Origin of the sequence: Mesonia sp. K4-1, assembly GCF_008017825.1 — a bacterium.
Lineage (GTDB): Bacteria > Bacteroidota > Bacteroidia > Flavobacteriales > Flavobacteriaceae > Mesonia.
In genome coordinates, this window is record NZ_VRLS01000052.1 from 373,786 (window position 1) to 393,605 (window position 19,820).

A 19,820-nucleotide genomic window follows, 5' to 3' on the forward strand; every position below is an offset into this window, starting at 1 on the left:
TTTTATGCGTTTATTCATTAAATTGGCATCTTATCTCCTCCACCCCATTTTAATGCCTTTAATAGGTACGATTCTTTATTTTTTAATTACTCCTAGATTTTCTCCAGACTCTATAGCGAAAGCCAAAATCATGGCTATTTCTATACTAACTATTTTTATTCCTATTGTTTTTTTCTTTTTACTGAAAAACTTGAAAGTGATAGATAGTATCCATTTAAAAAAAATACAAGAAAGGAAGATTCCATTGCTGTTCTTTTGCATTATTTTATTGACAGTAAATAACTTTATACTTCAAAGTTACAATCAAACAGAATTGTATTTTTTCTTTACTTGCATTCTCTATTCAAATATCCTGGCATTACTGCTTGCTTATTTTAAAATTAAAGCAAGTTTGCATCTAATTGGAATTTCGGGAGTGGTTGGTTTTATACTTTTACTTAGTTTTATTTACCAAACCAATCTTCTTTATTTAATTGCAATAAGTATTTTCTCTATGGGTTGGATTGCTGCTTCTAGGTTAGAAGCAAAAGCGCACAATACAAAAGAAATAGCTTGGGGATTATTTATCGGTCTAATTCCTTATATCGGCATATTTTGGTTTTAAAGTATGTAAAACATAATCCCAACCTTTAAAGGATTTAAACCCACCTCTTCCATAGAATTTTCTAAAGCACCATCAAAAAATGAGTTTAAACTATAATAGACGTGGAAGTTAAATGTGTTGTATCCAAAAGTAAAGGTTAATCCATATCTTATTTTATCTAAGGCATCTAAGTTTTTTTCTCTAATAGTAATATCGTCTGCAATATAATTGGACCTTGACCAAAATACGTAGCCTAGCCTTACACCTGTATAGATTCTCCAAAATTTGTAATTTGAGGCTGTAGATGTTCTCCAACGATATTCTAGAGGAGCTTCGATTAAATAACTCGTTAAACGATTGGTATCATAACTATCTTCAATTTCTGTAAAGGTAGTTTGACCGTCTTTTTCATCGATTAACATATTAAATCCATATGAATTAATAGACATTCCTAAACCTAAACCAATAGCTTTATTACGTCTCTTATTAATCGGCATATCTCGAGTGAAGCCAAAATGTAAACCTCCAGAAAACCCAGATTGCGTAACACCCTTTGGTCGGTTTAAGAGTAAATTAAAACCAAAGCCCACATAAAATTGATCTTCTCTATAAAGACTATCAACTTCAGTCGAAAGTGTATCTACACTTATATTTTTAACTTCTTGAGCTAAAATAATAAAAGGTAGGAAGAGAAGAGGCAAGAATAAAAAAACGTTTTTCATACGAGAAAGGTAATTAAAAGGAAGGTATAAAAACAAAAAAACACCCAATTGAAATTGGATGTTTTTTCTATTACAAGTAAAAAACTTATTATTGCATATTTTGAGTAGCTGATCCTTTCTTCGTAGTGTAATTTACTCTGTAAGCTTCAGCTTTTCTCAATTCATATTTAATATCGGCTACAATTCCCATATTAGTTTCGGTATCAATTTTAAGAGAAGTTGTCAATAAATTCTGTAACTCTTCTCTTTTTGATTCTCTTTCAGAGATGATAAATTCTTTGATTTCTGAAACATCTGCAAACTTATCATTTAACTGAACACGGGCTTCTTTACCAAATTGCCTTTGATAACGCTCACTAGGCTTTCCTGCATAGATATACATAACCAAATCTTTCTTTTCAAGTTTTTCAACCTGATCTGCAAAAGGTAATTCATTTTTAACCATTAAAGTGGTATCTCTCATCGTGGTTGCAACCATGAAGAAGAATAGCAACATAAATACAATATCTGGCAATGAAGCCGTTGATATTGCAGGTAAATCTCCACTTTTTTTCTTTTTAAATTTAGACATAATGAATCTTTATTTGTCTTTTTATTCTCTCTCCTTAGGTTCAGCTTCCGATAGATTTAAAGGAAACATATCTCTAATGGTTTTTATATCTTCTTCAAGCTTATCTTTACTTCCTCTATACTCAGAGTCGTTAAAGTTTTTCTCCATTTGAACAAAAGATGTACCGAATAAACGATTGGCCTCTCTATTTCTTAAAAAGTTAAAGGCTGCAACCAATTCATTTTGTACAGCGATATATGCGCCATACTCCGTTTCTCTATCGTTTTGTAAAGAAATTACTGCTTTTAATGGATTATCTGAAGAAGCAGGATCTCTACGACCTTGACAATAATTACAATCTCCTCCTCCGTTATCTAAGAAGTCTATTGCGGCTTGTCTTAAGTTACCAAGTTCCATTCTTTCTTCCTCAACCAATAATTCCTCATTTTGGTTTACCAACACTATAAAGATATTCTTTTCCTTACGTGGTGGTGGATCTTCTGGTATGTCTTCAATTGGTGGCAATTTACTATTGATACCTGCATCGGTTTCTATAGTAGTTGTCACCAAGAAGAAGATAAGCAGTAAGAAAGCAATATCTGCCATCGAACCTGCATTCACTTCTGGTGCATTTCTCTTTGCCATACTTAAATCTTACTTAATTAATTTTTTAATTCCTGAAAAAATCATTGCTCCTACCGCAATTGCAGCTAGAATATAGAATGTTCTTAATCCTGCTCCAATCCATTGAGATTCGTTAGCAGTAAGCATTTCTCCATTCTTCATCTCTGTAGCAGTACCATCAGAAATAAAATATGCGATTGCTACGATTAATACAAAAGCTCCAACAGAAATTAGGGTGTTCTTTACGTTACCCGAGAATAGATCTTTCACTACGAAAGCAGCAACTAGTACTAAAACAATTGCAACAACAACATAAGCCAACATCATTAAAGGCTGTACTAAAGATTGATTGTCTGAAGCAAATAACCATATTCCCATAACCAATGCAACCACACCAATTATTAGAGTTAGTATTTTTAAAATTTTATGTAATACCATTATAGTTGTATTATAGGTTAATTACTCAATTACTTTCTTCTCTTGTAATCTACTAAGATATCTATTAAAGTAATAGATGCATCTTCCATATCGTTAACGATACTATCGATTTTTGCGATAATGTAGTTATAAAAAATCTGAAGAATAATTGCTACAATAAGACCAAATACAGTTGTTAAAAGTGCTACTTTAATACCACCTGCAACTAATGAAGGCTGCATATCTCCTGCCGCTTCAATCTTATCAAATGCTTGAATCATCCCAATTACTGTACCCATGAAACCAAGCATTGGTGCCAAAGCAATAAATAAAGAAACCCAAGAAACATTCTTTTCTAATTGCCCCATTTGAACTCCACCGTAAGCAACAACTGCTTTTTCAGCCGCATCTACACTTTCGTCTGCTCTATCTAAACCTTGGTAGTAAATAGATGCAACAGGTCCTTTTGTATTTCTACAAACCTCTTTTGCAGCTTCTACACCACCACTATTTAAAGCATCTTCTACATCTTGTGCTAATTTCTTAGAATTAGTTGTAGAAAGGTTTAAGTAAATAATTCTTTCAATTGCAATCGCTAAACCAAGAATCAAACATAAAAGAACGATCCCCATAAAACCGGCACCACCTTCTATAAAACGCTTTTTAAGCTCTTGATGAAAACCTAAGCTTTCTTCTTCTTGAACTGCGGTTCCTGCTTCATCTTCGTCTTGAATAATATTCGAAGTTACTGATGGCAATGCATTTACACTATTAGTCGCGTTGACAGTAAGGCCACCAAAGACCATAATTGTTGCGATTACCAGAATAGAAAATAATCTTTTCATTACTTGTTGTCTTAATTAATTATTAGTTAAAGGTTTAAATATATAAAAATTATCGTTCATTTTAAACAGCAGAGAGGAAGGGATTCGAACCCTCGATACGCTTTTGACGTATACACACTTTCCAGGCGTGCGCCTTCGACCGCTCGGCCACCTCTCTATTATATCCGTTACGATTGCCGAAACGAAGTGCCAAATAACAAAAAAAAAATAAGTCACAAAAATATGTGGCGTTAATTTTATGCCATTTCTCCTCTTAGCGATGTTTCAAATATAGTCTTAAAGACTTTTGGAGACAAATCTTTTGGCACTAAATACATTAATTTTGCCACAGCAGCCTCTGTAGTAATATCTTTACCCGAAATTACTCCGATTTTTTTTAGCTGTGTACTCGTTTCATAATGCCCCATAATTACACTACCTCCAGCACATTGCGTTACATTCACAATCTTAATATCGTTTTTTATCGCTTTTTTTAATAGGTCTAAAAACCAATCTTCTGTACAAGCATTTCCACTCCCGTAGGTTTCTAAAACTATGGCTTTTAATTTTTTTGCAGACAATAAATGAGACACCATATGCTCATTAATTCCAGGAAATAGCTTCAAAATTATAACATTATCATCTAATTCTTTATGAACAATAAGGTCCTTTCTACGGTTAGGTTTTTTAAGAATTGTTTTATTTACCAACAGGTTGACACCCGATTCTGCTAGAGCAGGATAATTTAAAGAAGCAAAAGCATGAAAATTTTCTGAATTGATTTTTGTCGTCCTATTAGCTCTATACAACTTATACTCAAAGTACAAACCTACTTCTGTAATTACATTTTTCCCGTGCTCTTTTAGACCTGCTAATTGAATTGAAGTAATTAAATTCTCTTTAGCATCGGTTCTTAAATCTCCAATAGGAAGTTGGGAACCGGTAAAAATAATAGGTTTATTGAGATTCTCTAACATAAAACTTATCGCTGAAGCGGAATAAGACATCGTATCACTTCCATGTAAAACAACAAAACCATCATAATCGTCGTAGTTCTTTTCGATCACCTCAACAATTCTCCCGTAATACATCGGATTCATATTTGAAGAATCTATAGGCTCTCCAAAATCTGTTGTTTCTATAGTGTGCTCTAGTAACTTTAACTCAGGAATATTTTGCAGTAATTCGTCAAAATTGAAGGCTACCAAAGCCCCGGTTTCAAAATCTTTTATCATACCAATGGTTCCCCCGGTATAAATCAATAAAATCTTAGAATTATTTTCTTGCATCATTTATAGATTTTGAATGTTTCTAAAGCATTTTTTGTAGTGATTTCTGCAATTTTTTCAACTGGCAAGTTATAAATTTCCGATAGTTTCTCGGCCACATAAACCACATAACTACTTTCATTTCGCTTACCGCGGAAAGGTTTGGGTGATAAATAAGGAGCATCAGTCTCTAAAACGATGTGTTCTAAAGGAATATTTTCTAAAAACTGATCTATCTTTCCATTTTTAAAGGTCACTACTCCACCTATTCCTAACTTCATATTATAAGACAAAGCCTGGTTTGCTTGTTCCTCATTTCCTGTATAACAGTGAAAAATTCCGTAAAGCTTTTCATCATTTTCTTCTTCCAGCACTTCAAAAATCTCATCGAAAGCATCACGACAATGAATTACGATAGGCAAATCTTTACTTTTCGCTAATTTTATTTGTTCTTTAAAAGCATCTTGTTGAATTTCTAAGGTAGATTTATCCCAATACAAATCGATACCAATTTCTCCAACGGCACAAAAATCTCTTTGTGCAAATTGATCTTTTACATGCTGCAATTCTTCTTTATAATTTTCCTTAACGGAAGTAGGATGAAGCCCCATCATTAAATGCATTTCTTTAGGAAACTGCTTTTCTAAATCGTACATCGCCTGGGTAGTTTCACTATCAATGGCGGGCAAAAAGAATTGCTGCACTCCTTTTTCTAAAGCTCTTTGCACCATTTCTTGTCTATCTTCTGCAAAAGCGTCGCTATATAAATGAGTATGGGTATCTATCAACTTCATAAAACAAAATTTAAAACCTGAATTTGTTTTGCAAAACTAATTGATTTTGTTCGGCTATCTTTGCTAAAAAAAGAAGAATGTCTACGCTAAGAAAATTAATGAAGGAAAAAGGCTACACCCGCATTAAATTAAAAACTACTGCCACCAGCCATTTAGAGTTAAAAGCCAAAATCAACAAAGTTGAAGGTAATTTTATTTTAGATACAGGCGCTTCTAGTTCTTGCGTGGGACTTGACACTGCCGAATATTTCAAACTTTTCGCAGAAGAAAGTGATGTAAAGGCCGCTGGAGCAGGAGCTACAGATATGCTTACCCAAGTATCCTTAAAAAACGAATTAAAGATTAAAGATTGGAAAAAGAAAAAAGTGAGTTTGGTTTTGTTTGATCTAAGCCATGTGAACCAAGCCTTAGAAAACCATAACGCTGACCAAGTACACGGCATCATTGGTGCAGATATGTTAGAGAAAGGAAAGGCAGTGATTGATTATAAAAGCAATTGCTTGTATTTGAAATAAAAAAACGTCCAGTTTTATAACTAGACGGTTTTTTCTTGAATATTAAATTATCTTATCGCCAACCCGCACAAGTTTTTAAAGGCATACAACCATTGTTGTTAGATATATAATTATCAAACTCACTTACCGTAGTACTAGACATAGTACTGTTAGAATGATCTCCTTGTTTCATAAATCCCGTTGTAGTATGGCTACCATTCAAATTATGACCTACCTCATGTGCTACTACTTTATTCCATACACTAGAAGTCGAAGCCGATGACGAATTGGTTACTATTGCGTATGCCGTTCTTTTTCCAGTCCAAAAAGTGGTTTTACATGTGGTACCAGTATAAGCTCTACCAAATGAACTTCCAAAATCCCTTCCTGCAAACAAAATTTGAGCATCACCAACAGAAATATTTCCATCTTGACCATAGGATCTCCACTGAGACAACGCATCACTTGTATTAGTAGCCGTGCTTGGCTGGTTTGTCAGATTTGTTTTGACAGCACTGCTAAATAACCAAAAATATAATGGATAATCGTTATAAGACCAGTATCTATAACTGGCAAATTTTATTCTATCATTAATAAAATTTCTAGTCGCGGTTGTACTAGAACCTCCTCTGTTCACATAATAATGGTAATCTGCTACATAAGAAATACTCAATTCTCTACAGTTAGCCATTTGTCTATTAGAGGTTTCTCCTAAATTGGCTTTATCAGAAATTATATCAGGATTATCACAGAACAAGCTTTTCTCAACTAAATCGTCTTTTGGCTTATAAATGATGTACAAATTTGGTGAAGCGTTTTCTACATACAAATTTACAGGATCTAAAACATATTCTTCAGTACCCGTGAAAATCAATCCTGAAAGATAATTATCGTTAACTGAAAAAATGGCATTAGATTTCATGTCTTTGCTATTACCATGGTAAGTATCTGATCTTCCTGGAGAAACTTCTATCCAGTTTCCACTTTCATCAGACTCATAAGCTTTGTAGTTTTCATCATATACCTCTATATAACCTACATCAAACACCCAATTAGGAAAAGATTCAATTTTTAGATCTAAGGTAAAAGAATTAGCTTTTCCTTGGTTAAGAGTATATTCTAATAAATCTTGATTATTAAGCTCTATAATTTCATAATTTCCTATAAAAGTATCTAACTTACTTAAATCTACTTCTGTTGTAGCATCTACATTATTTGAGTTTTCTTCGTCCAAATAATCAGAAGAACAGGAATGAAGAAATAACAGTAAAAAACAACTTGATAATAAAAATGTAATTTTTCTCATAATAACTGGCTTTTATTTAAAATTAGTTAACAATATATTAAAAAAATTACAGCTTAAACGTTAAATTACAATAAATAAGGTTAAACGACATTTATGAAATTGAGGCTACAAAAAAACCACTTTCAAATCATTGAAAGCGGTTTTTACAAATTTATGTTTTATCGTTTTAAAGCTCTAAAGCTTTCTTAACATTGTTATCCATTAACAATTCTTCTGGGCTTTCTAAAGCTTCCTTAATTGCCACTAAGAAACCAACAGATTCTTTTCCATCGATAATTCTATGGTCATAAGAAAGTGCTAAATACATCATTGGTCGTATTTCTACTTTTCCATCAATTGCTACAGGACGCTCAATAATATTGTGCATTCCTAAGATTCCACTTTGTGGTGGATTGATGATTGGCGTTGAAAGCATTGATCCGAATACTCCTCCGTTAGAAATAGTAAACGTACCACCAGTCATTTCATCTACCGTGATCTTACCATCTCTAGCTTTAAGCGCTAAACGCTTTACTTCATTTTCTACTCCTCTAAACGTAAGGTTCTCTACGTTTCTCATTACAGGAACCATTAATCCTTTTGGTCCAGAAACTGCAATACTAATGTCTTTATAATCGTAAGTAATCATTTCTTTACCATCGATCATACTATTTACAGCAGGATAGATATCTAATGCTCTTACTACCGCTAAAGTAAAGAAAGACATAAATCCTAGTCCTACCCCGTGTTTAGCTTTGAAGTCTTCTTTGTATTCTTTTCTTAGATTGAAAATAGCCGACATATCTGCCTCGTTAAAGGTAGTAAGCATAGCCGTTTCATTCTTAGCACTTACTAAACGCTCTGCTACTTTACGACGTAGCATAGACATTTTAGATCTAGACTCACTTCTAGTTCCATTACCTGGAGTTCCCATAGAAGGTTTAGCATTAACCGCATCTTCTTTAGTTACTCTCCCGTTTTTACCAGATCCTTGAACATCTTTAGCGTCCATATCTTTTTCTGATAAAATCTTTTTGGCTGCAGGCGAAGGTGTTCCGCTAGCGTAATTTTTATCGTCTTGTTTTTGATCTGGCGTAGAAGGCTTAGAAGGGGTTTCTGTTTTTGCTTCAGCTTTATCCTTATCTTCTTTTGAATCTTCTTCTTTTTTATCTGAAGAATCACCTCCTGGCTTTTCTGCATCTGTATCAATTAAGCAAACTACTTCCCCCACTTGAACGGCATCTCCTTCTTCCGCTTTAAGCGTAATAATACCACTTGCTTCTGCAGGTAATTCTAAAGTAGCTTTATCGCTATCTACTTCGGCTATTGCTTGGTCTTTTTCTACATAATCTCCATCTTCTACCAACCATTGTGCTATTTCAACTTCTGTAATCGACTCTCCCGGTGAAGGGACTTTCATTTCTAAAGCCATAATTTCTATTTATTTCGGAATCGTATTTTTTAACTATTAATCATTTATTGTTTTATCAAAAACACTTTCGATTACTCTTTCGTGCCTTCTCTTGAATCTTACTGAACTACCCGCTGCAGGTGAGCCGTAAAACTTTCTACTACAAACTCTAAATTTACGAGCATCATCTAAGTGAAGCAGTAAATGGCTCCAAGCTCCCATATTTCTTGGTTCTTCTTGTGCCCAAACGATATCGTCTGCATTTTCATATTTATTGATAACTTCGTGAATTCTAGAAGTTGGTAATGGGAATAACTGCTCTAATCTCACTAAAGCGATATCATTTCTTTCTAATTCTTCACGCTTAGCTAATAAGTCGTAATAGAATTTCCCCATACAGAAAACTAGTGTTTTTACATTTTCTGGCTTTACTTCCTTATCATCTATCAAAGTTTGAAAAGAACCAGTTGCTAGCTCTTCTTTAGTAGAAGTTACTTTTGCATGTCGCAATAAGCTTTTAGGAGTAAAAACAATTAATGGTTTTCTAAAAGCTGTCTTTATTTGCCTTCTTAATAAGTGGTAGAAATTGGCAGGCGTAGTACAATTTGCAATATACATATTGTCCTTTGCACAAAGCTGTAAATATCTCTCCATTCTTGCCGAAGAGTGTTCTGCTCCCTGTCCTTCATAACCGTGCGGAAGCAACATCACCAATCCGTTTTGTAATTTCCACTTATCTTCAGCAGCAGAAATATATTGGTCAATTACAATCTGCGCTCCATTACTAAAGTCTCCAAATTGAGCTTCCCAAATTGTCAATACATTGGGATCTGCCATCGCATAACCATAGTCAAACCCAACAACTCCATACTCTGAGAGTAAAGAATTATAAATATAGAAATGACCTTGATCTTTTGATATTTGATTATGTAAGTTAACCTCTTCTTCGCTTTCTTCTACTTTTAACACTGCGTGTCTATGTGAAAAAGTACCTCTTTCAACATCTTGCCCCGTCATTCTTACATCGTGTCCTTCTTCTAATAGGGTAGCATAGGCAAGAAGTTCTCCCATACCCCAGTCTAAACTATTCTTCTCAAAGTACATGTCATTTCTAGCTTTGATAAGCTTAGTTACTTTACGTAAGAATTTTTTATCCTCTGGTAAAGAAGTAATGGTTTGAGCTAATTGATCTAGTTTTTCTAAATCATAAGAAGTATCAACAGCTTCCATCATATCAGATTCTGTTCCGTAGGTATAACCTTCCCATTCCTCTTGCATTATTGGAGTGATAATGGTAGTTTCTTCTTTTCTAGATTTCTCTAAATCTTGCTCTAACTCGTCTTTATATTTTTTCTCAATCTCATCTACATAACTTTTTTCAATGATACCTTGCTCCACAAGTTCTTTTGCATAGATATCTCTGGTGTTGTTATGTTTAGAAATCGCTTTGTATAATTTTGGCTGCGTAAATCTTGGTTCATCTCCTTCATTATGACCATATTTTCTATATCCTAAAAGATCTATAAATACGTCTCTACCAAATTTCATTCTAAAATCTAGAGCAAAAGACATCGCATGAACTACAGCTTCAGCATCATCTGCATTTACGTGCAATACTGGAGATAATGTTACTTTAGCAACATCTGTACAATATGTAGACGATCTTGCATCTAAGTAATTAGTGGTAAAACCAATTTGATTATTAACCACAATATGAATACTTCCCTCTGTCTTATAACCATCTAATTGTGCCATTTGTACGGTTTCATAAACCACACCCTGACCTGCAATAGCAGCATCCCCATGAACTATAATGGGAAGTACACTTTTTGGATTATCCAAATAATGCCTATCTTGTTTTGATCTAGCAATACCTTGAACCACGGGACCAACCGTCTCTAAGTGAGATGGGTTTGGAGCAATATTCAATAATATTCCTTTTCCGCTATCTGTGCGACGACAAGAAGTCCAACCTAAATGGTATTTTACATCTCCATCAAATACTTCTTGCTCGTAATCTTTACCGTCAAATTCACTAAATATATCTTTAGGACTTTTACCGAAAATATTTGCCAAAGTACTTAAACGTCCTCTATGGGCCATTCCCATGACAAATTCTTTAACTCCTTTTTCTGCAGCCTCCTCGATTAAAGCATCTAATCCCGGAATTAAGCTCTCTCCCCCTTCTAATGAAAATCTTTTTTGACCTACATATTTAGTATGTAAAAATGATTCAAAAGAAACAGCTTCATTTAATTTCTTAAGGATTTGCTTTTTCTTTTCTGCTGAAAATTCAGGATGATTTTCATTTATATTAAGTCTTTTCTGAATCCATTCTATTTCTTCTGGACTCTTAATATACATGTACTCAATCCCTATAGAGCTACAATAAATCTTCTCTAAGTGACCTATGATTTCTTTTAAACTAGCTTTCCCTAAGTCTAATATTTCTCCTGCAGAAAACTTAGTGTCTAAGTCTGCATTAGACAAACCAAAATTCTCAATGGCTAAGGTTGGCTCATATTTCCTTCTTTCTCGTACAGGGTTTGTTTTCGTAAACAAGTGACCTCTGGTTCTATAACCATCGATTAATTGCACTACTCTAAACTCCTTAAATACGCTTTCAGGAATATCAACTCCTTGACTAGAGGAAGTCGCATTTTGCTGTGAAGGTGAGTCTACATCTTGGTCGTCAAACGTTTTACCGAAATCAAATCCTTGAAAAAAGGCTCTCCAACTAGGTTCTACACTATCGGGAAATTGCAGATATTGATCATATAATTCTGCAAAATATGCGGTGTGTGCCGCATTTAGAAATGAAAATTGATCCATAAGAGGAATATACTGTTGTGTTTTAAAAACACTTCAAAAATACAATTTTTACTAAATATAGCCCTCCTCAAACTATAAAATTCTCTTATAGGCCATAAGTTTTACTGTTAAAATACGTTAAAGCGTATTTTACACCTTAAACTGATCTTGTCATCAGTAATTCTCCAAACTCCTTAAACGGTTTTTTCTTAGCTTCAGAAATGTTCATATTCTCTAAAACATCAAATGCTTTTTGCGTGTATTTTTCTATTTCCGCTTTAGCTAAACTAGCCGCTCCACTATCTATAAATAACTGCTTTACAGTTTCGATTTTTTGCTCTGGATTTTCTGGAGCAATAGTATATAAATGCTGCAACTGCCTAGCTTCTACAGAAGAGCTTTCCTCTAGCGCTTTTAAGTAAAGAAAGGTTTTTTTATTCTCAATAATATCTCCTCCTATTTGTTTTCCAAAAGTTTCAGCATCGCCAAAAGCATCTAAATAATCATCTTGTAATTGAAACGCTACTCCTAGCAAGCAACCGTACTCATTAATTTGTTGAGTGCACACCTCATTTGCATTTGCTACAATAGCACCCATTTCTAAAGCCGCACCTACTAAAACTGCTGTTTTGTATTTTATCATATGTAAATACTCTGATAAAGTTACATCATCTCTTGTTTCAAAATCGATATCATACTGTTGTCCTTCACAAACTTCGATAGCAGTTTTAGTAAACAACTTTGCTAATTTTCTAAATTGATCACCTTCGTAACTTTCAAAAAGTTGATAAGCATTAATTAACATGGCATCTCCAGATAGAATTCCTGTATTGATGTCCCATTTCTCGTGTACTGTCTTTTTTCCTCTTCTTAACGGAGCATCATCCATGATGTCATCGTGAACTAAAGAAAAGTTATGAAAAATTTCTACGGCTAGAGCAGCATCTAGAGCTTTTTGAGTGTCTGTTCCAAAGGCATCTGCAGACATCATCACTAATATAGGACGCAATCTTTTACCTCCTAATTTTAGAATATAACGCATTGGATCGTATAAATTTGCAGGCTCCTTACGAGTTAACATGCTCTCTAAATACGTTAAAAATTCTTCTCTATAAATGCTAATTTCTTTCATGCCTATCCTAAAATTTTGGCTAAAATACCATAATTGGAATAATTTCAACAAAGCAACACCTTACTTTTTATTCTTATAGTTATTCGCCTATCTAACCAGTAAGACTCTAGCTAAAATTACCACTCAGAAAAATTGTAGAAATATTAACTAAAAAACTATGGAAACTTTTTCAGTATTAAAAGTTTCTGTTATACTTTTGCGGCGATTATGAGAGAACAAATTTTAAATAAAGCAACTGAAATGTTTTTAGAACTTGGTTTTAAAAGCGTTACTATGGATGATATTGCTGAGAACCTAGGAATATCAAAAAAAACGATCTACGCACATTTTAAAACCAAATCGAAATTGGTCGAAGTGTGTTCGATGGAACTTTTTAATTGTATTACTGAAGGGATTGATGAAATCATTGCTGAAGATCATAACCCCATTCAAGAGATCTTATATATACACAAATATATATTGAGTCGATTGCGAGAGGAAAAATCTTCTCCCCAATATCAGTTAAAAAAATACTATCCAAATATTGAAGCAAATATGCGCAATTGTAAAATGGATAGAATGAAAGAAACTATTGTCAACAACCTCAATAGAGGAATTGAAGAAGGACTTTACAGAGAAGACCTGATAGTAGATATAGTTTATCGCTTTTATTTTATGATGTTGGAAGGGATTAAAAACAGTGAATACTTCCCCGAAGAAAGCTATCCTATTTCAGTTTTAATCAAACACTTTTTAGAATATCACATGCGCGGAATCGTTTCTGCAAAAGGACAAATCATTTTAGAAAAACTAGCAAAAAAACAAATTCATGAAAATTAAACTCACCTGTTTATTATTTTTCGTATCCTTTACATTCTTCGCGCAAGAAGAACAAAAGGAATACAGCTTTAGCTTAGAGGAAGCTATAGAATATGCTATAGACAGCAGTTACAATGCAATAAATGCAAGAAGAGATATTGAAGCTGCCATAAAAAGAAAGTGGGAAACTACAGCAGATGGATTACCGCAAATTGATGCTAATATAGATTATCAAAACAACCTAAAGCGACCTGTACAACTTCTACCAGCCGAAATTACAGGAGGTCCTCCAGGAACATTTATTCCTGTACAGTTTGGAACCAAACAAAATCTAAGTGCAACTGCCACAGCTACACAACTATTATTTGATGGTTCTTATTTAGTGGCCTTGAGAGCTTCTAAAACTTTTCTAGATTATACCAATACCACCACACAAAAAACCCTTTTAGAGGTTAGAAAAAGTGTTATTGACGCTTATGGGAATGTACTTTTAGCTCAAGAATTAGTGACTATTCTAGAAAGTAACCAAACCACGTTACAAAAGAACTATGATGAAACTAAGGAAATATTTGAAAATGGTTTACAAGAAGAAGAAGCTGTTGAGCAACTGCAAATTACCTTGTTACAAATCACCAATCAATTAAATAATGCCAAGCGATTAGTAGGAATTACACAAGAAATGCTTAACCTAACTTTAGGAATTCCTTTAGTTCACGAAATTACCTTAACGGAAGATTTAGATAATCTAGCTGAAGAGAACATTAGTCTTACCCTAATGAACACTGAAGGTTCAATTGAGGAAAACCTCGATTATAAATTAGCTCAAAATTTAATTGAACAAAGAGAACACGAATATAACTTAGAACGCACAAAAGCCTTACCAAGACTTACTACTTTTCTCAATTATGGGACAACAGCAAATAGCGAAAAGTTTACTTTTTTAAACGATAACCAACAATGGTTTCAATCTTCTATTTGGGGAGTAAGCCTTAACATTCCAATATTTAGTTCATTAAAACGAAGCGCAAAAACAGCCCAAGCTAGAATTGCTCTAGACCAAGCCGAAACTCAATTTGATCAAGCTAAAGAACAAATACGTTTACAAATAGATAGAGCTAAAAATGATTATCAATTTGCTATTGAAAATTATCAAACTGCAAAACAAAACCTAAAATTAGCTGAGCGTATTGAAAACAAAAACCAGATTAAATTTACTGAAGGTTTAGCAACGAGTTTCGAACTTCGTCAAGCTCAAACACAATTATACCAAACACAACAAGAATTTCTAGAGTCTATGCTCGAAGTAATAAACAAGAAAGCAGCTTTAGAAACTATTTTAAATACCGTACCATTAAACTAATCAATCTAAAAAATCATACAATGAAACATATATATTCCCTATTAATCGTCACTCTTTTATTGGTTTCCTGCGGTGGAGAGAATAAAAGAAATTCTGTAGAACGTGTTCTAGAAAGTAACAACCTAGAAACTATTCGCCAAAAACGCTCAGAATTAGTAGATGAACAACAAGCTGTTCAAGAAAAAATAAAAAGGTTAGATCAAGCGATATCAAAAATAGATACCATAAAACACGTTCCTTTAATTACTACCCTAACAGCAAAAGAAGAAGTTTTTAATCACGTATTAGAAATTCAAGGAAACGTTACTACCAAAAACTTATTAGTTATTACGCCAGAATATAATGGTATTCTTACGAATGTGTATGTGAAAGAAGGGCAAAAAGTAGCAAAAGGACAAACCCTTGCAAAAATAGATGATGGTGGTTTAAGCCAACAATTAGCTCAGTTACAAATTGAAGCCGATTTAGCTAAAACCACTTACGAACGTCAAAAACGTTTATGGGATCAAAACATTGGTAGTGAAATTAAATACCTACAAGCAAAATCTACTTATGAAGCACAGAGTGAAGCTGTTAATCAATTAAAACAACAAATAGCAAAAACTACGGTAAAGGCTCCTTTTACAGGAACTATTGATGATGTAATTACAGAACAAGGAAGTGTAGTTGCTGCTGGACAAACACAGTTAATGCGAATTGTAAGCTTAAAAGATATGTACATTGAAACAGATATTCCAGAGCGTTACATTACCGATGTCACAAGAGGTAAACAAGTAAAAGTTGAGTTTCCTGTTTTAGGAAAAAGTATCGATACAGAAATTAGACAAGCAGGAGATTTTATTAATCCAGCAAATAGAACCTTTAAAGTTGAAGTGGCTATTCCTAATAATGAAAAGAACATCAAGCCTAACTTAACAGCAAAACTAAAAATTAATGATTACACGAATGAGAATGCTATTTTAATTCCGCAAAGTATTATTTCTGAAAATGCTGAAGGTGAACAGTATGTTTATGTTGTTAATGAAAAAAATGCGAATGATGAAGGCGTTGCAGAAAGAGTGATCATTAAGACAGGAAAAACACAGGGAGATGTTATTGAAGTACTTGAAGGTATAGATAACGATGTAGAGATCGTTCAAGAAGGAGCGCGTAGTGTTAAAGATGGCCAAACAGTAAAAGTGATCAACTACTAAACCAAAGAAAATGACAAAAAAGAAAAAACAAGTCGATAAAGAATTTGGTTTATCATCTTGGGCAATAGAAAATAAAACTACGATGTATGTTTTAATCGCAGTGATTTTCTATTTGGGGGTTTCTGCTTTTTTTAGCATGCCAAGAGAAAACTTCCCCGAGGTTAATGAAACTAAAATTTATGTGAGCTCTGTATTTCCAGGTAACACTGCAGAAGATATAGAGAAACTTATTACAGATCCGTTAGAAGATAAACTAAAAACGGTAAGTAATGTTGTTGAAATCACCTCAACTTCTCAAGAAGATTATGGGATGATTATCGTGGAGTTTGATGAAAACATAAGTGTTGAGCAAGCTAAACAAAAAGTAAAAGATGAAATAGACACCGAAACTGCTGGTGAAGATTGGCCGACCTTTAACGGAGCTAAGGTAGAACCTGATGTATTTGAATTGAGTTTATCTGAAGAGATGCCCATACTTAACATTAATATTTCTGGAGATTACACCATTGAAAAATTAAAAGAATATGCCGAGCATCTTCAAGATGAGATTGAAGATATTCAAGAAATTAAACAAGCAGACATTCGTGGGGCGCAAGAAAAAGAGGTAGAAGTAGCAGTTGACATCTATAAAATGATGGCTGCCGATGTTACCTTTAATGACATTATTGGAGCCATTAATAATGGAAATGTTACGATGTCTGCTGGAAATTTAAAAGCCAGCGGTCAACGTCGCACCATTCGTATTTTAGGTGAAATTGATGATCCTAGTGAATTAGAAAATTTTGTTGTAAAAGCTGAAAACGGAAACGCCATTTATCTTAAAGATGTGGCTACGGTTTCATTTCACGAGGAAGACAAAACCACTTATGCGCGTGAGTTTGGACATCCCGTAGTAATGCTAGATGTAAAAAAGCGTGCAGGTAAAAACATGGTTGCAGCAGCAGAGCAGGTGCAAGTTATTGTTCAAGATGCTATTGAAAATACATTCCCACAAGATTTAACGGTGACTATTGCCAACGATCAATCTTCGGTTACCATAGGACAGGTGGATGATTTGGTCAACAATATCATTTTTGGAGTCATTTTAGTAGTGACCGTTTTAATGTTCTTTTTAGGGTTTAAAAACGCGATTTTCGTTGGATTTGCAATACCAATGTCCATGTTTATGTCTCTTATGATATTAGAGTTACTGGGACAAAGTTTAAACACCATGGTTCTTTTCGGATTAATTATGGGACTTGGGATGCTAGTTGATAACGGAATTGTGGTGGTAGAAAATGTTTATCGTCTTATGGAAGAAGAGGGGATGAGTAGATTTCAAGCTGCAAAAAAAGGTATTGGAGAAATTGCTTTTCCTATTATCATATCTACCGCAACTACTGTAGCAGCCTTTATACCATTAGGTCTATGGCCAGGGATTATGGGTGAGTTTATGATGATTTTACCTATTACACTTTCGGTAGTTTTAGGCTCTTCCTTATTTGTAGCTATTTTCTTCAATTCTGTTTTGGTATCTCAATTTATGAGTATTGAAGATAAAGATATGCCTCTTCATAAAATTGTAAGAACAACCATCATTATGGCAGTCATTGGTATTCTCATCCTAATTTTTGGTGGCGATTATAGCGGCTTAGGATCTCTAATGGTCTTCACAGCCATCATGTTATGGGTTTATCGCTTAATCCTGAGAAAATGGGCAAATACTTTTCAAAATAGAACATTGGTGAAATTAGAGAATTGGTACGAACGCCAATTGAGAAGAGCTCTTTCTGGCAAAAAACCTTATATTTTAAGTATAGGAACCTTCATCACGTTGATTCTTGCTTTTGTAACCTTTGGCGCGTCATTAGCTACTCAAAGAACAAAAGTTGAATTTTTTCCAGATAACAAACCTAATCAGATTATTGTTTATATAGAATATCCCCAAGGAACTGCTATTGAGAAAACCAATGCCATTACTAAAGAGATAGAAAAAAGGGTTTATGACGTATTAGATGATGATCAATATAAAGACGGTAATTATAATTTCTTAGTTGAAAGTGCCGTATCTCAGGTAGGTGAAGGAGCTGGTAACCCGCAAACAGACGGTGGTTCTTCTGCCGAAATGCCTCATAAAGCAAAAATTACAGCCTCTATGCGTGAGTATAAGTATCGCCGAGGTGAGGACAGTGAACTTTTACGTCAAAAAGTTCAGAAAGCATTAGTAGGCATTTATCCTGGGGTTTTAATTTCTGTTGAAAAAGATGCTAATGGACCACCGGCGGGTTCTCCTATTAATATCGAAATTGAAGGTAGTGACTACAACGAATTAATCGCTACTGCGGAAAAAATGCGTGAATTTATCAATACCAAAAATATTGCAGGTATTGATGAATTAAAAATAGACGTTAACAAAGACAAACCAAGCATGCAAGTGGTTGTTGACAGAGAAAAAGCGGGGGAATTAGGTATTAGCGCTTCTCAAGTAGGACAACAACTTAGAAATTCTATATTTGGAGCTAAAGCGGGGATTTATAAGGAAGATGGAGATGATTACGATATTTATGTTCGTTTTAATGAAGAGAATAGATATAACACAAGCGCCTTATTCAATCAGAATATAACCTTTAGAGATAATACTGGGCAATTAAAGAGTATTCCTGTATCTGCGGTTGCAAGACACGAGAATAACTCTGGGTTTAGCGCTATTAAGCATAAAGATACCAAACGTGTAGTAACCGTTTACTCTGCTTTATCACCAGGTTATACAGATGCAGGAGCCATCGTAACACAAATTCAAAATGAAATGAAAAGTTATGAAGGTCTACCACAAGATATCAAGATTGATTATACCGGACAAATTGAAGAGCAAAATAAGCAGATGACCTTTTTAATGGGTGCATTTTTCACAGGATTAGGACTTATTTTCTTCATTTTAATATTTCAGTTTAACTCAATTTCAAAACCAGCGATTATTATGTTGGCTATCTTCTTGAGTTTTATTGGTGTATTTGGTGGTATTGTAATTACGGGAAGTGCCTTTGTGATTATGATGACTATGGTAGGTATTATTTCACTTGCCGGAATTGTAGTGAACAACGGGGTAGTTTTACTCGATTATGCACAACTGTTAATAGACAGAAGGAAAAATGATTTAGATCTAGATAACGATGACTTTTTAGAAAATAAAGATCTTTATGAAAGCATTGTTAAAGCAGGTAAAGCTCGTTTACGCCCTGTATTGTTAACGGCCATTACGACCATATTAGGATTAATACCCTTAGCCATAGGATTAAACATCAACTTCTTTACCTTATTTGCAGATTTTGATGCTAATATCTATATGGGAGGTGACAATGTTGTATTCTGGGGACCTTTAGCTTGGACAGTTATCTACGGACTTTTAATTGCAACCTTCTTAACCCTAATTGTAGTTCCTATTTTGTTTTTCTTATCTATGAAATTGAAAATGTGGTTGAGACAAAAAAGAGGAAAAAAGTTACAAGGTTCTTCAAATTCATAATTTAAATTGTAATAATTCAGTAAAGGGAAAATAAATATTTGTTTTCCCTTTT

Annotated in this window: 17 protein-coding genes and 1 tRNA gene; 6 read left to right on the forward strand and 12 right to left on the reverse strand. The window is 33.9% G+C overall.

Annotated elements, in window-relative coordinates; all coding sequences use genetic code 11:
* The first annotated feature begins 4 nt into the window (after nucleotides 1–4).
* Nucleotides 5–604, forward strand: a complete 600-nt coding sequence (locus FT986_RS09795) for a hypothetical protein (RefSeq protein WP_147864874.1) — start codon at nucleotides 5–7, stop codon at nucleotides 602–604.
* On the opposite strand, the gene FT986_RS09800 is transcribed toward FT986_RS09795, so the two are convergent.
* The 8 genes from FT986_RS09800 to FT986_RS09835 all read right to left on the reverse strand — a co-directional run bounded on the left by FT986_RS09800 (nucleotide 601) and on the right by FT986_RS09835 (nucleotide 5,782).
* Complete coding sequence (locus tag FT986_RS09800) at nucleotides 601–1,305, reverse strand: porin family protein (protein ID WP_147864875.1); 705 nt, start codon at nucleotides 1,303–1,305, stop codon at nucleotides 601–603. The two genes, FT986_RS09795 and FT986_RS09800, sit on opposite strands and share 4 nt — an antisense overlap.
* Before the next feature lie 88 nt (nucleotides 1,306–1,393).
* Nucleotides 1,394–1,876, reverse strand: a complete 483-nt coding sequence (locus tag FT986_RS09805) for a biopolymer transporter ExbD (RefSeq protein ID WP_111540748.1) — start codon at nucleotides 1,874–1,876, stop codon at nucleotides 1,394–1,396.
* Between the two features lie 21 nt (nucleotides 1,877–1,897).
* Nucleotides 1,898–2,500 (reverse strand): biopolymer transporter ExbD, encoded by a 603-nt coding sequence (locus FT986_RS09810; RefSeq protein WP_111540749.1) that lies wholly within the window; start codon nucleotides 2,498–2,500, stop codon nucleotides 1,898–1,900.
* 9 nt (nucleotides 2,501–2,509) lie between these two features.
* The gene (locus FT986_RS09815) at nucleotides 2,510–2,917 is read right to left on the reverse strand and encodes a hypothetical protein (protein WP_147864876.1); all 408 of its coding nucleotides are present in this window, start codon (nucleotides 2,915–2,917) and stop codon (nucleotides 2,510–2,512) included.
* Between the two features lie 29 nt (nucleotides 2,918–2,946).
* Entirely contained in the window at nucleotides 2,947–3,741 is a 795-nt protein-coding gene (locus FT986_RS09820; protein ID WP_147864877.1) for a MotA/TolQ/ExbB proton channel family protein, read from the reverse strand.
* Nucleotides 3,742–3,810: 69 nt separating this feature from the next.
* A tRNA-Ser gene (locus FT986_RS09825) sits at nucleotides 3,811–3,898 on the reverse strand.
* Nucleotides 3,899–3,977: 79 nt separating this feature from the next.
* Nucleotides 3,978–5,009: an asparaginase gene (locus tag FT986_RS09830; RefSeq protein WP_147864924.1), complete on the reverse strand. Its 1,032-nt coding sequence runs from the start codon at nucleotides 5,007–5,009 to the stop codon at nucleotides 3,978–3,980.
* Nucleotides 5,009–5,782 carry a TatD family hydrolase gene (locus FT986_RS09835; protein WP_147864878.1) on the reverse strand — a complete coding sequence of 258 codons (774 nt, stop codon included), beginning with the start codon at nucleotides 5,780–5,782 and terminating at the stop codon, nucleotides 5,009–5,011. The genes FT986_RS09830 and FT986_RS09835 overlap by 1 nt, the downstream gene beginning before the upstream one ends.
* A gap of 77 nt (nucleotides 5,783–5,859) precedes the next feature.
* Between FT986_RS09835 and FT986_RS09840 the strand changes: the two genes are divergently transcribed.
* Entirely contained in the window at nucleotides 5,860–6,297 is a 438-nt protein-coding gene (locus tag FT986_RS09840; protein WP_147864879.1) for a retropepsin-like aspartic protease, read from the forward strand.
* A gap of 52 nt (nucleotides 6,298–6,349) precedes the next feature.
* On the opposite strand, the gene FT986_RS09845 is transcribed toward FT986_RS09840, so the two are convergent.
* The 4 genes from FT986_RS09845 to FT986_RS09860 form a co-directional block, all read right to left on the reverse strand.
* Nucleotides 6,350–7,582 (reverse strand): M12 family metallo-peptidase, encoded by a 1,233-nt coding sequence (locus FT986_RS09845; RefSeq protein ID WP_147864880.1) that lies wholly within the window; start codon nucleotides 7,580–7,582, stop codon nucleotides 6,350–6,352.
* Nucleotides 7,583–7,748: 166 nt separating this feature from the next.
* Nucleotides 7,749–8,993 carry a 2-oxoglutarate dehydrogenase complex dihydrolipoyllysine-residue succinyltransferase gene (gene odhB / locus FT986_RS09850; RefSeq protein WP_147864881.1) on the reverse strand — a complete coding sequence of 415 codons (1,245 nt, stop codon included), beginning with the start codon at nucleotides 8,991–8,993 and terminating at the stop codon, nucleotides 7,749–7,751.
* Nucleotides 8,994–9,029: 36 nt separating this feature from the next.
* Nucleotides 9,030–11,804, reverse strand: coding sequence for a 2-oxoglutarate dehydrogenase E1 component (locus FT986_RS09855; protein ID WP_147864882.1), 2,775 nt, complete (start codon nucleotides 11,802–11,804; stop codon nucleotides 9,030–9,032).
* A 136-nt stretch (nucleotides 11,805–11,940) separates the two neighbouring features.
* Nucleotides 11,941–12,915, reverse strand: coding sequence for a polyprenyl synthetase family protein (locus FT986_RS09860; protein WP_147864883.1), 975 nt, complete (start codon nucleotides 12,913–12,915; stop codon nucleotides 11,941–11,943).
* Between the two features lie 207 nt (nucleotides 12,916–13,122).
* On the opposite strand from FT986_RS09860, the gene FT986_RS09865 reads away from it, so the two are divergent.
* Genes FT986_RS09865 through FT986_RS09880 form a run of 4 tightly spaced genes read left to right on the forward strand, consistent with a single transcriptional unit; the run spans nucleotide 13,123 to nucleotide 19,768 of the window.
* Entirely contained in the window at nucleotides 13,123–13,734 is a 612-nt protein-coding gene (locus FT986_RS09865) for a TetR/AcrR family transcriptional regulator (protein ID WP_147864884.1), read from the forward strand.
* Nucleotides 13,724–15,073, forward strand: coding sequence for a TolC family protein (locus tag FT986_RS09870; protein ID WP_147864885.1), 1,350 nt, complete (start codon nucleotides 13,724–13,726; stop codon nucleotides 15,071–15,073). Before FT986_RS09865 ends, FT986_RS09870 begins: the two co-directional genes overlap by 11 nt.
* Nucleotides 15,074–15,093: 20 nt before the next feature.
* Nucleotides 15,094–16,266: an efflux RND transporter periplasmic adaptor subunit gene (locus FT986_RS09875; RefSeq protein WP_147864886.1), complete on the forward strand. Its 1,173-nt coding sequence runs from the start codon at nucleotides 15,094–15,096 to the stop codon at nucleotides 16,264–16,266.
* A gap of 10 nt (nucleotides 16,267–16,276) precedes the next feature.
* The gene (locus FT986_RS09880; RefSeq protein ID WP_147864887.1) at nucleotides 16,277–19,768 is read left to right on the forward strand and encodes an efflux RND transporter permease subunit; all 3,492 of its coding nucleotides are present in this window, start codon (nucleotides 16,277–16,279) and stop codon (nucleotides 19,766–19,768) included.
* Nucleotides 19,769–19,820 lie beyond the last annotated feature (52 nt).